10 protein-coding genes and 1 riboswitch are annotated in these 13,639 nt (G+C 36.4%); all 10 genes read left to right on the top strand.

Annotation, left to right across the window (positions count from 1 at the left end):
- Positions 1-34 precede the first annotated feature (34 nt).
- The 10 genes from cysD to metF all read left to right on the top strand — a co-directional run bounded on the left by cysD (position 35) and on the right by metF (position 13,493).
- On the top strand, positions 35-934 hold the full coding sequence (gene cysD / locus AC5ZCW_RS17050) for a sulfate adenylyltransferase subunit CysD (RefSeq protein ID WP_008466601.1): 900 nt from the start codon (positions 35-37) through the stop codon (positions 932-934).
- Positions 935-1,070: 136 nt separating this feature from the next.
- The gene (locus AC5ZCW_RS17045) at positions 1,071-2,315 is read left to right on the top strand and encodes a sulfate adenylyltransferase subunit 1 (RefSeq protein ID WP_496120945.1); all 1,245 of its coding nucleotides are present in this window, start codon (positions 1,071-1,073) and stop codon (positions 2,313-2,315) included.
- 163 nt (positions 2,316-2,478) lie between these two features.
- Positions 2,479-4,569, top strand: coding sequence for a ferredoxin-like domain-containing protein (locus tag AC5ZCW_RS17040; protein WP_496120944.1), 2,091 nt, complete (start codon positions 2,479-2,481; stop codon positions 4,567-4,569).
- A complete protein-coding gene (gene cobA / locus AC5ZCW_RS17035; protein WP_496120943.1) occupies positions 4,562-5,335 on the top strand; it encodes a uroporphyrinogen-III C-methyltransferase in 774 nt (257 codons plus the stop codon). Before AC5ZCW_RS17040 ends, cobA begins: the two co-directional genes overlap by 8 nt.
- A 70-nt stretch (positions 5,336-5,405) precedes the next feature.
- Positions 5,406-5,987 (top strand): precorrin-2 dehydrogenase/sirohydrochlorin ferrochelatase family protein, encoded by a 582-nt coding sequence (locus AC5ZCW_RS17030; RefSeq protein ID WP_091493804.1) that lies wholly within the window; start codon positions 5,406-5,408, stop codon positions 5,985-5,987.
- A gap of 97 nt (positions 5,988-6,084) precedes the next feature.
- On the top strand, positions 6,085-7,137 hold the full coding sequence (locus AC5ZCW_RS17025) for an NAD(P)/FAD-dependent oxidoreductase (RefSeq protein WP_073412897.1): 1,053 nt from the start codon (positions 6,085-6,087) through the stop codon (positions 7,135-7,137).
- 359 nt (positions 7,138-7,496) lie between these two features.
- Positions 7,497-7,613: riboswitch (SAM riboswitch) on the top strand.
- Positions 7,614-7,943: 330 nt separating this feature from the next.
- On the top strand, positions 7,944-8,948 hold the full coding sequence (locus tag AC5ZCW_RS17020; protein WP_496120942.1) for a homocysteine S-methyltransferase family protein: 1,005 nt from the start codon (positions 7,944-7,946) through the stop codon (positions 8,946-8,948).
- A 385-nt stretch (positions 8,949-9,333) separates the two neighbouring features.
- Entirely contained in the window at positions 9,334-12,009 is a 2,676-nt protein-coding gene (metH, locus tag AC5ZCW_RS17015; RefSeq protein WP_343544362.1) for a methionine synthase, read from the top strand.
- 87 nt (positions 12,010-12,096) lie between these two features.
- Positions 12,097-12,453, top strand: a complete 357-nt coding sequence (locus tag AC5ZCW_RS17010) for a four helix bundle protein (RefSeq protein WP_343544361.1) — start codon at positions 12,097-12,099, stop codon at positions 12,451-12,453.
- Between the two features lie 83 nt (positions 12,454-12,536).
- Positions 12,537-13,493, top strand: a complete 957-nt coding sequence (metF, locus tag AC5ZCW_RS17005) for a methylenetetrahydrofolate reductase [NAD(P)H] (RefSeq protein WP_496120941.1) — start codon at positions 12,537-12,539, stop codon at positions 13,491-13,493.
- The last annotated feature ends 146 nt before the right edge of the window (positions 13,494-13,639 follow it).

Genomic DNA, 13,639 nt, shown 5'->3' with positions numbered 1-13,639 from the left:
ACTTGAAACTCACAAAATATCAAACAAAAAAACAATGAGTTCAGTATTAAAAACAAACGCTTTAGAGAGTGAAGCGATATACATTTTCAGAGAAGTAATTTCACAGTTTGACAAACCGGTTTTACTTTTCTCAGGAGGAAAAGATTCTATCACATTAGTGCGTTTAGCGCAAAAAGCATTTTTCCCTGCTAAGATTCCGTTTCCTCTTTTGCACGTTGATACGGGACACAATTTCCCTGAGACGATTGCTTTCAGAGATAAATTAGTGGAAGAATTAGGTTTAGAGTTGATCGTTCGTAATGTTCAGGATGCTATTGATGAAGGAAAAGTAGTTGAAGAAACTGGAAAATATTCTAGTAGAAACAGCTTGCAGACTACAACGCTTTTAGATGCAATTGAAGAATTTAAGTTTGATGCTTGTATTGGTGGCGCGCGTCGTGATGAAGAAAAAGCAAGAGCTAAAGAGCGTATTTTCTCAGTTCGTGATGATTTCGGACAATGGGACGAAAAAAATCAGAGACCTGAGTTGTTTGATATCTTAAATGGAAAAATTGAAAATGGTCAAAACGTTCGTGTTTTCCCAATTTCAAACTGGACAGAATTAGATGTTTGGAGTTATATCGAGAAAGAAAAAATCGAGATTCCGTCAATCTATTTCTCACATAAAAGAAAAGTTTTTTTGAGAGACGGTTTAATCTGGTCGCATTCTCCTTTTGTGTACCAAGAAGAAGACGAACAAATCGAAGAACGAATTGTTCGCTTCAGAACCGTTGGAGATATGAGTTGTACAGCAGCGGTTGAATCTTATGCAGCAACAATCGAAGAAGTAGTTGGAGAAATCAGATCATCAACCATTTCTGAAAGAGGAGCTAGAATCGATGACAAACGTTCTGAAGCTGCAATGGAAAAGAGAAAACAACAAGGATACTTTTAATAATTGTGAATTATGAATTGTTAATTGTAAATGCAATTCGGAACCTTTAAAAGTAAAAATCAAGAAAACAAAAACATACAGATTATAAGTTTCAACAGAAAACTTGAAACTTTAAACCTGAAACAAAAATATTAGAATGGACGTTTTAAAAATAGCAACAGCAGGAAGTGTAGATGACGGAAAAAGTACTTTAATCGGGAGATTATTGTACGATACAAAATCATTGACGACTGATAAAATAGAAGCAATCGAAAAAAGCAGTAAACAAAAAGGATACGATTACCTTGATTTTTCTTTGGCAACAGATGGTTTAGTGGCAGAAAGAGAGCAAGGAATCACTATTGATGTTGCGCATATTTATTTTTCGACTGCAAAGAAAAGTTACATTATCGCCGATACTCCGGGTCACGTAGAATATACAAGAAACATGGTTACAGGAGCTTCGACTTCTCAGGTTTCTATCATTTTGATTGATGCCAGAAAAGGAGTTATTGAGCAGACATACCGTCACTTTTTCATCAATAATTTATTGAGAGTAAAAGAAGTAATCGTTGCCATCAACAAAATGGATTTAGTGGATTATTCAGAAGAAGTTTTCAATAAAATCAAAGCTGATTTTGAGGCATTAAATGCAAAAAGTACTTTCAAAGAACAAAACGTAAGTTACATTCCGTTAAGCGCTATCAACGGCGGAAACGTTGTGGATAAATCTGAGAATATGCCTTGGTACGAAGGACAAACAGTTTTAGAACATTTAGAAGGGTTACATTCTCATGATGTTTACGAAGCAGGAAAAGCACGTTTTCCGGTTCAAACAGTGATTCGTCCAAAAACAGAAGAATACCACGATTTTAGAGGTTACGCAGGAAAATTATACGGAAACTCAATTAAAGTTGGAGATGCTGTAACAGTTCTTCCTTCTTTAACAGAATCAAAAGTATCTAAAATTCATTTTTTCGATAAAACATTTGACGAAGCTACAGCAGGTTCTTCAATCACAATCGAATTAGAAAATGACATCAATGTAACAAGAGGCGATATGATTGTAAAATCAGATGAGCTTCCAAAAATTGAAAAAGATATTACCACTACAGTTTGCTGGATGGACAGTAAAAAACTGGTTCCAGGAACTAAATATTTAGTACAACACAATACAAACAGAGTTTTAGCAAAAGTAGAAAGCATCAAAAATACAATTGCTACAGATTACTCTGGAACGACAGAAGCTTCACAATTAGCAATCAACGAAATTGGAGAAGTTACGATCAAATTAAGCAAACCGTTATATTTTGATTCATACAACGAAAACAAATCAAACGGAGCTTTCATCTTAATTGATACAGCAACAAACACAACAGCAGGAGTAGGATTTATTAGGTAAACCTGCCGTAAGCTTTAAGCTATAGGCTTTAAGCTTTTAGCAAAAACGTATAAAAAGGCACGCAAAAAAGCTTATAGCTTATTGCCTAAAGCCTAAAGCAAGAAAAACACAAAGTTTAAAAAGCTTATAGCCTAAAGCTTAAAGCCTAAAGCGAAAAAGAGAAATGGAAAGTTTTAGAACAGAAATAGAAAATCCGGTAGTTCAGAAGGAGATTATCGAATTAGAAAAAAAGATTCACTTATTCCGTGGAGGAAAAATTGATGATGAGCGTTTTCGTAGTCTTCGTCTAGCGCGTGGAATCTACGGTCAGCGCCAGGAAGGCGTTCAGATGATTCGTATCAAATTGCCTTACGGTAAAGTAACCAGCGAGCAATTGGTGCGTATAACACAAGTTTCTGATGAATATTCAACAGGGCGTTTGCATATTACAACACGTCAGGATATCCAGATTCACTATGTGAGTTTGGACAGAACGCCAGAACTTTGGGCAGATTTGGCTAAAGACGATATTACACTTCGTGAAGCTTGCGGAAACACCGTTAGAAATATTACAGGAAGCGAATTAGCTGGAGTTGACGTAAACGAACCATTTGATGTTTCGCCTTATGCACACGGACTTTTTCAATATTTGTTAAGAAACCCAATCTGTCAGGAAATGGGACGTAAATTCAAAATTTCGTTCTCTTCTTCAGACGAAGATACTGCTTTGAGTTATTTACACGATTTAGGATTTATTCCGAAAATTAAAGACGGACAACGCGGATTTAAAATCATGTTTGGTGGAGGTTTAGGATCTCAGCCAGCACATGCCGAATTGCTTTCGGAGTTTGTTCCGGTAAACGAAATCATTCCAACAGCAGAAGGAATCATCCGTATTTTTGATAGATACGGTGAGCGTGCAAAAAGAATGAAAGCGCGTATGAAATTCTTAATCAAAGAAATGGGGAAAGATGTTTTCCTTGATTTGGTTGAACAAGAGAAAAAAGCCATCGCTTTTGAAACATACGAAATTGATACAACTGCTTTTGACGGACCAATTCCAGAACCAGTTTTAGAAGTTCCACAAGTTACAATCGAAGATACAAAAGCGTATGAAGCGTGGAAAAATTCGAATGTAATCAAACAGAAACAAGACGGTTATTATGCTATTGGAATTAAAGTTTTATTAGGAGATTTTTATACAGATAAAGCCAGATTATTAGCCGCTTTAATAAAAAATTACGGAGCAAATGAATTACGTTTTTCATTGCGTCAAAATATTGTAATACGTCACATAAAAGAAGAGAATCTACCTTTCTTTTATCAAGAATTAGCCAAACTTGACTTTGTTCAATTAGGATATAATTCAGTTGGAGATATTACGGCATGTCCGGGTACTGATACTTGCAACTTGGGGATTGCAAGTAGTACCGGTATTGCAGAAGAATTAGAAAGAGTTTTAAGTGCGGAATATCCTCAGTATTTGAACAACCGCGAAATTGAAATTAAGATTTCAGGATGTATGAATGCCTGCGGACAGCACAATATGTCTGCAATTGGATTTCAAGGAATGTCTATCAACTCAGGAAAATTGGTAGCTCCGGCTTTACAAGTTTTGTTAGGAGGAGGAAGATTAGGAAATGGCGCTGGACGTTTTGCTGATAAAGTAATCAAAGTGCCTAGTCGTAGAGGTCCTGATGCGTTGCGTACCATTTTAAATGATTTTGATGCTAACGGAAGCGGACAAAAATTCCTTGATTATTATGATACAAAAGGAGAAAAATATTTCTACGAAATCTTAAAACCTTTCGCAGATGTAACCAATTTAACAGAAGCTGATTTTGTGGATTGGGGTAACGCTGACAATTATGTAAAAGCAGTAGGAGTTGGAGAATGTGCCGGAGTTGTGATCGATTTAGTAGCAACATTATTGTTTGAAGCTAAAGAGAAATTGATCTTGGCTCAGGAATCTTTCGATGAGAAAAAATGGTCAGATGCAATTTACCATGCTTACGCAGGATTTGTAAATGGAGCAAAAGCTTTATTGTTGTCAGAAAACCAAAAAACAAACCACCACGCAGGAATTGTAGACTTGTTTGATACTGTTTTTGTTGAAAATAATAAAATCGAATTAAACTCAACTTTCAAAGACTTGGTTTACCAAATCAATAAAAATGAACCATCAGAAGCTTTCGCTAAAGATTATATTGCTCAGGCAGTAGTTTTCTTTGATAAAATCGAAACTTTCAGAGCTCAGGAATTAGAAAATGCTTAATATAAAACCCAAAATAACTTTAGTCGGTGCAGGTCCTGGCGATCCCGATTTACTTACGCTGAAAGCTGTAAAAGCATTGGCTGAAGCTAATGTGGTTTTGTATGATGCTTTGGCCAACGAAGAAATTCTGGATTACGCACCTAAAAATGCTATTAGAATTTTTGTGGGGAAAAGAATCGGAAATCATGCTTACACGCAGGATCAAATCAATCAATTGATTGTAGATAATGCTTTGACTTACGGAAACGTAGTGCGATTAAAAGGCGGAGATCCTTTCATTTTTGGAAGAGGAAGCGAAGAAGTAGAATTTGCAGAAAGTTTCGGAATTGAAACTATCGTAGTTCCCGGAATTTCATCTGTAGTTGCTGTTCCCGCAAGTCAGGGAATTTCAATCACAAAAAGAGGAGTTTCAGAAAGTTTTTGGGCTATTACAGGAACAACTTCTGATAGAAAATTATCTTCGGATATTGCCTTATCAGCTAAATCTTCTGCAACTGTTGTGATTTTGATGGGAATGCACAAATTGCCTCAAATCATCGATTTGTTTCAAAAAGAAGATAAAGGAAATTTACCCGTTGCGATCATCCAAAACGGGACAACAGCAGAGGAAAAAGTGGGAGTTGGAACCGTTAATTCGATTTTGGAAGTTGTAAAACAAAAAGAATTAGGTTCACCAGCGATTATTGTTTTAGGTGAAGTTGTCCGCGAAAGCAATAAATTAAAAGGCTTTTACGAAGAATTTTTATCAAAAGAAATCATTCATTAGAATTATATGTTCCGTTAGGAACAATTCGTTGGTAAATCATCTAATTTTGTTTAGATGAAATTAAATTAAAATGGAACAAAACGAATTATATCCAATATTTCTAAAGCTTCACAATTTAAATGTCTTGATTGTAGGTGGAGGAAATGTAGGTCTGGAAAAGCTTTCTTTCTTGCTAAAATCAAGTCCGAATGCTAATGTTGAGGTAGTTGCACCTGATTTTCATTTAGAAATTAAGGTTTTAGCAGAAAAACATCCTTCAATTAAATTGACGGAAAAAAAGTTCAAAAAGAAAATGCTTAAAAAGCGTCACATGGTAATTGCCTGTACAGACGATTTAAAAGTGAATAAAAAAGTTTACGATTTAGCAAGAAAACGTTACCTGATTTGCAATATTGCCGATACGCCAGATTTATGCGATTATTATTTAGGCGGAATCGTAACAAAAGGAAACGTGAAAATTGCCATTTCAACAAACGGAAAATCGCCAACAACAGCAAAGAGATTGCGTGAGTTTTTTGAAGAAGTAATTCCAGAAGATATTAACCAAATGGTTGAAAATCTGAATGAATATCGAAAAACCTTAAAAGGCAATTTTGAAGAAAAGGTAAAAAGAATGAATGAGATTACCTCTTCATTAAAAAATAAAGAGTAAAAAAGTTTCGGAAAGAAATTAATGATAAAAATCATTGAAAGTACAAGGATTTATTCGTTTCTTTGCGTTATTAAGAATGATTATAAACAACAACATAATGATTAAAACAGATATACTTATAATTGGAGCAGGCCCAACAGGTTTATTTGCCGTATTTGAGGCAGGATTGTTAAAATTAAAATGCCACATTTTAGATGCTCTTCCACAACCAGGAGGACAACTATCAGAGTTATATCCAAAAAAGCCAATTTATGATATTCCTGGATTTCCAGAAGTATTGGCAGGAGATTTAGTTGACGGATTAATGGAGCAAATCAAACAATTTGAACCAGGTTTTACTTTAGGAGAACGTGCTGAAACAGTTGAAAAACAAGAAGACGGAACTTTCATTGTAACATCAAACAAAGGAACTAAATTCCACGCGCCAGTTATTGCAATTGCTGGAGGTTTAGGAAGTTTTGAGCCTCGTAAACCACTTATCGAAGATATCGAGTTTTATGAAGATAAAGGAGTGAAATACTTCATCAAAAATCCTGAGAAATTCAGAGATAAAAGAGTTGTTATTGCAGGAGGAGGAGATTCAGCATTAGACTGGTCAATTTTCTTAGCAAATGTAGCTTCAGAAGTAACTTTAATCCACAGAAGAAACGAATTCAGAGGCGCTTTAGATTCAGTAGAAAAAGTACAGGAATTAAAATCAGCCGGAAAAATTAAATTAATCACTCCAGCAGAAGTTATCGGAATCAATGGTGCTGAGCATGTTGAGTCATTAGATATCGAAGAAAACGGCGCACACCGTAAAATCGAATGTGACTACTTCATCCCACTTTTCGGATTGACTCCAAAATTAGGTCCAATTGGAGACTGGGGATTAGAAATAGAGAAAAATGCTATTAAAGTAAATAATGCATTAGATTACCAAACTAACATTCCTGGAATCTTCGCAATTGGAGACGTAAATACATACCCAGGAAAATTAAAGTTGATCCTTTGTGGTTTCCACGAAGCAACTTTAATGTGCCAAGCTGCTTATTCAATCATTAACCCAGGTAAAAAATATGTATTGAAATATACAACGGTTTCAGGTGTAGATGGTTTCGACGGAACTCGTAAAGAAGCGCCAAAAGCAGTTGTGAAGGCGATTGTTTAATCTGAGGTGCTGAGGTTCTAAGGTACTAAGGCGCTAAGGTTTTTAAATATTGTAAAGCCCAAACTTTTTAAAGTTTGGGCTTTTTTAATTACCATGAATAATCCCAGAGGGATGATATATTTATAGAAAAGAAATTATTCGTTTGCAAAAGCTCCAGCGGAGCGAAATATATGTCGCTCTGCTGGAGCTTTTGCGTTGTGTAGATTGTTTTCTATAAATATTATGCTCCTCCGGAGCTAAATCAAGCAAAAGATAAAACCTAAGAACCTTAGCACCTAAGTCCCTCAGAACCTTAGAAAAAAAACATTTGCAAATCGAAACCCTATTTCATAACTTTGCACTGTTCTTAAAATTATTGTTCGTTATCACGAAAGGCGGAGGGATAGACCCGATGAAACCTTAGCAACCCTTTATCATAAAGAAGGTGCTAAATTCTACTTTATACGATATTTTCCAGTATTAAAGATAGATAACACAAATACATACTCGTATTTCTCAAAACTTTTCTCGATAACATATAATATTTACTGAAACAACTCAGTAAAGGAGCGAATCATTGGCGCATTTTTGCAGTCAGTAGTTCCCGCTTTTCGTTGCAATCTTTTGATTTTTTAAAGAAAAAATCAAAAGGATTTCCACTTCAATCGGGGCTAATGAGCCAGCAATAGTGCATTTTTGGAATTAATGTGAAAAAAATATCGAAGGTTAAACCCGACAGGTTTTCAAAACCTGTCGGGTTTAAATAGAACCTTCAAAAATTATAATTAAAAAAGCTTTGTGCCTTAGCGCCTTAGCGGCAAAAGAATATGGCAATTACAATTCAAGAAGCAATAAAAAAAAATATCCTAATCCTTGACGGAGCAATGGGAACAATGTTGCAACGCTATAATTTCTCCGAAGAAGATTTCAGAGGAGAGCGTTTCAAAGATTTCCCGCATCCGTTAAAAGGAAACAACGATTTACTATCCCTAACACAACCACAAGCGATTCGCGATGTACACGCCGCATATTATGAAGCAGGTGCTGACATTGTAGAAACCAATACCTTCTCTGGAACGACAATCGGTATGGCCGATTATCACATGGAAGATTTGGTTTACGAGTTAAACTACGAATCGGCAAAAATCGCACGCGAGGTTGCCGATGAGTTTACCGCTAAAAATCCGGAAAAACCACGTTTCGTAGCCGGTTCAATCGGACCAACAAACCGTACAGCGAGTATGTCGCCAGATGTAAACGATCCAGGTTACAGAGCCGTAACATTTGACGATTTACGTATTGCTTACAAACAACAAGTCGAAGCTTTAATGGATGGTGGTTGTCATTTGCTTTTGGTCGAAACAATTTTCGATACATTAAATGCAAAAGCAGCACTTTTTGCAATCGAGGAAGTAAAAGAAGAACGCAATCTGGATATTCCAATCATGGTTTCAGGAACGATTACCGATGCATCTGGAAGAACGCTTTCTGGACAGACAGTTGAAGCGTTTTTAATTTCAGTTTCACATATTCCGTTATTAAGCGTAGGATTCAATTGCGCTCTTGGAGCCGATTTGCTGAAACCGTATTTAAAAACATTAGCACATAACACAAGCTTTAATGTTTCGGCACATCCAAATGCAGGATTGCCAAATGCATTCGGACAATACGATGAAACGCCAGAGCAGACGCAAGTTTTCATTAAAGAATATTTAGAGGATAATTTAATCAATATCATTGGTGGTTGTTGTGGAACAACGCCAGATCATATCCGATTAATGGCTGAGGTTGCGAAAGATTATAAGCCTAGAGTGGCGCCGGTAATTGGGTAAACATTTCCGTTTCCTGCAAGGTTTTCAAAACCTTGTAGGTATAATTTGTTGACTTTAAAAGATAGAAACCTACAAGGTTTTGAAAACCTTGCAGGTTGAAATGAGAATAAAATGTTCGGTACGAACAAATTGTCGGTAGAAACGTTGAATATAATATTGAAATCTCGGGAAATATAAAACATTTTATGAAACCGAGACCGCGTGAGGGATAGAAGTGAAAAGCCCACAGCCTGACGAAGGAAGAGCGAGGACTTGTAACGGATAGCCCGACCAGAAGGGGTACGCGCAAAATATTAAAAAGATTACAGGTTTAATAACCTAAAAAAATATAGAATAAAAAACTTAGAACCTTAGAATCTCAGGATCTCAGTAACTTTAAAAAGAAATGACAGAAAAAAGAAGAGACCTTGTATTATCAGGATTAGAACCGTTGATTATTACGCCAGAAAGTGTTTTCGTGAATGTTGGCGAGCGTACGAATGTAACAGGTTCAAGAAAATTCCTAAGACTTATCAAGGAAGAGAAATATGACGAGGCGCTTGATATTGCAAGACAGCAGGTAGAAGGTGGAGCACAGATCATCGATATTAATATGGATGAAGGAATGCTTGACGGTGTTACTGCAATGACTAAATTTTTGAATTTAATTGCGGCAGAACCAGACATTTCGAGAGTGCCGATTATGATCGACAGTTCGAAATGGGAAATCATCGAAGCCGGTCTGAAAGTAGTACAAGGAAAAAGCGTTGTAAACTCGATTTCGTTAAAAGAAGGTGAAGAAGCCTTTATTCATCACGCACGATTGATCAAACGTTATGGAGCGGCGGCAATTATCATGGCGTTTGACGAAGTAGGTCAGGCTGATAATTACGATCGTCGAGTTGAAATCTGTCAGCGTTCTTATGATATTTTGGTGAACAAAGTAGGATTCCCTCCGCAGGATATTATTTTCGATTTAAATATTTTCCCAGTTGCAACGGGAATGGAAGAGCATAGATTGAACGCTTTAGACTTCTTTAGAGGAACAAAATGGGTTCGTGAAAACCTTCCGCACGCGCATATCAGTGGTGGAGTGAGTAACGTTTCGTTCTCTTTTAGAGGAAATGATACGGTTCGTGAAGCGATGCACTCGGTGTTTTTATACCACGCAATCAAAAACGGAATGACGATGGGAATCGTTAATCCTGAAATGTTGACGATTTACGATGATATTCCGAAGGATTTATTAGAATACGTTGAAGACGTAATTTTAGATAGACGCGATGATGCTACAGAACGACTTTTGGATTTTGCTGAAAGTGTAAAAGGCGAAGCAAAAAGCGATGAAAAAGCGGTTCAAGAATGGCGTTTTGGAACCGTTCAGGAACGTATTACGCATTCGTTGGTAAAAGGAATTGATGCTTTTATTGAAGAAGATGTTGAAGAAGCACGTCAGGCAGCAACAAAACCAATTGAAGTTATCGAAATCAATTTGATGACAGGAATGAATGTGGTTGGAGATTTATTCGGAAGCGGAAAAATGTTCTTGCCTCAAGTAGTAAAATCGGCTCGTGTAATGAAAAAAGCCGTAGCTTATTTATTGCCTTTTATCGAAGCCAGCAAACAAGCCGGAGACAAACAAGGAAACGGAAAAATCTTGATGGCAACCGTAAAAGGTGACGTTCACGATATTGGAAAAAACATCGTTTCGGTAGTGTTGGCTTGTAATAATTATGAGATTGTAGATCTTGGCGTTATGGTGCCTCCGGAAAAAATTATTGCAGCTGCAATTGAGCATAATGTTGATATCATTGGATTAAGTGGATTGATCACTCCTTCGCTTGACGAAATGGTGTATTTGGCCAAAGAATTAGACAAACAAGATATTAAAATCCCAATTATGATTGGTGGGGCGACGACTTCTCGCGCGCATACAGCCGTGAAAATTGCACCTCAATACAGAGAAACTGTAATTCACGTTAACGATGCTTCAAGAGCTGTTACCGTTGCAGGAAATCTGTTAGATCATAACCGAAAAATATATGCGGCAGACATTCGTGCAGAATATGATTCTTTTAGAGAAACGTTTTTAAATCGTTCGAGAGACAAGAATTTCTTAACGATTGAAGATGCTCGCAAAAATAAATTACCATTGGATTGGTCGGAATACACGCCAACTAAACCAAAAGTAATTGGCGCACAAACCATTGAAATAGAATTGGATGTTTTGGTTCCGTATATCGACTGGACGCCATTTTTCCAGACTTGGGAATTGTACGGAAAATATCCAGCGATTTTAACAGATGAGGTTGTGGGCGAACAAGCAACATCTGTTTTTAATGATGCTCAGGCGATGTTGAAAGTAATTTTGGAAGAGAAAAAACTAAAAGCAAAAGGTATTTACGGAATTTTTCCTGCGAATCAGGTTAATGACGATGATATTGAATTGCGTGATGAAAACGGAAAAGTTTTGGAGAAATTCTTAACGCTTCGTCAGCAGTCACAAAAAACAAAGGGTGCTCCAAACATCGCTTTAGCCGATTTTATTCTGCCAAAAGAAAGCGGTATCGATGATTATATTGGAGCTTTCTGCGTAACAACCGGTTTTGGTGTTGATGAATGGGCAGCGGAATACGAAAAGAATTTAGACGATTATAATTCGATTATGGTGAAAGCGCTTGCCGATCGTTTTGCTGAGGCTTTCGCCGAATATCTTCACGAGAGAGTGCGTAAAGATTTCTGGGGTTATGATAGCGAAGAATCTTTAACCAACGAAGAATTGATTAAAGAAAATTATAAAGGAATTCGCCCGGCTCCGGGTTATCCAGCTTGCCCAGATCACTTGGAAAAACCAACGATTTGGAAGCTTTTAGATGTTGAAAAACAAATTGGAGTAAAGCTGACAGAAAGTATGGCAATGTGGCCGGCGTCATCGGTTTCAGGATATTATTTCGGAAACCCAAAAAGCCGTTATTTCGGACTAGGAAAAATAAAAGAAGATCAGGTCACAGATTATGCCAAACGCCGAAATGTACCGCTTGATTACGCAATGAAATGGTTAAACCCTAATATAGCAGACTAGAATAGTTGATAGTTGATGGTTTTTGGTTGATAGATTTGAATGCAAAATGCCAACAACTATCAACCATCAACAAACAACTAATAAAAAATGGAATACAGTAAACTGGATGTGTGGCTGGAGGCTCGGAAGTTGGTGAATTTATTGTATGATTTTTCCAAATTGTTTCCAAAAGAAGAGTTATTTGGATTGACGAATCAAATGCGAAGAGCATCAATTTCAATACCTTCAAATATTGCTGAGGGTTGTGGAAGACAGACATCAAAAGAAACAATACATTTTCTTCATATTTCGAGAGGATCGCTTTATGAATTGGAAACTCAATTTTATTTAGCTTTTGATCAAAAATATATAGAAGAAAATAATTTTAATATCGCACTTGGACAGATTGAAACCTGCAAGAAGTTATTAAACGGATTTATTAATTATTATAAAAAAATAATGTAGTTGAAGTTATGATTGTAAAGTTCCACAAGAACCATCAACCAACAACCAACAACCAACAACCAACAACAATCAACCAAAAATAAATGAAAGTAACAGAACATATAGAAAACGCCAAAGGAAAAACATTATTCTCATTTGAAATTATTCCGCCTCAAAAGGGTAAAAGCATTCAGGAATTATACGATAATATTGATCCGTTGATGGAGTTTAATCCGCCGTTTATTGATGTAACGACTTCTCGCGAAGAATATATTTATATTGATCGTGGTAACGGACTTTTGGATAAAAAATTGACTCGTATGCGTCCAGGAACGCTTGGAATTTGCGCTTCTATAAAACACAAATACAATGTTGATACGGTTCCGCATTTACTTTGTGGCGGTTTTACCAAAGAAGAAACCGAGTATATGCTGGTTGACTGTCATTATTTAGGCATTAATAATGTAATGGCGCTTCGTGGTGACGCTATGAAAGATGAACAATCTTTCGTTCCAAAAGCTGGAGGAAATCATTATGCAATTGATTTAGTAAAACAAATTAAAGACTTAAACTGTGGACAATATCTGCATGAAGTAATCGATGCCGATAACAAAGCCGATTTCTGTATTGGAGTTGCAGGTTATCCAGAAAAGCACTTAGAATCTCCTTCTTTACAATCAGATTTAAAAAGATTAAAAGAAAAAGTTGATGCAGGAGCAGATTATGTGGTGACACAAATGTTTTTTGACAACTCAAAATATTTTGCTTTTGTAGAAAAAGCAAGAGAAATGGGAATCACAATTCCGATTATTCCGGGGATTAAACCGATTGCGGTTCAAAGACATTTACAAGTTTTGCCTCAAATTTTCAGAATCGATTTACCGGAAGATTTAATCGATGCCGTTGATAAGTGCAAAAACAACGCTGAAATCAAACAAGTCGGAGTCGAATGGGCGATTCAGCAGTCATTAGAATTAAAAGCCGCTGGAGTTCCGTTTTTACACTATTATTCAATGGGTAAATCTGAGAATATCCGCCAGATTGCAAGTCAGGTTTTTTAAGGAATTCTATTAGATATAACGGGAGTTTGTCATTTCTGTAAAGGTTAGATATTTCGGTAACAAAATTTAAATTTAATAAATTTTGTTACGATGAGAAATAATAGTCAAGATTGTACATTAGAGAGGAACTATTTAGAGAAGTATCG

It is taken from the genome of Flavobacterium sp. PLA-DH12 (assembly GCF_059511845.1).
Note: the sequence above shows the minus strand (reverse complement) of the source record. Positions and strands in the feature narration are given on the sequence as shown.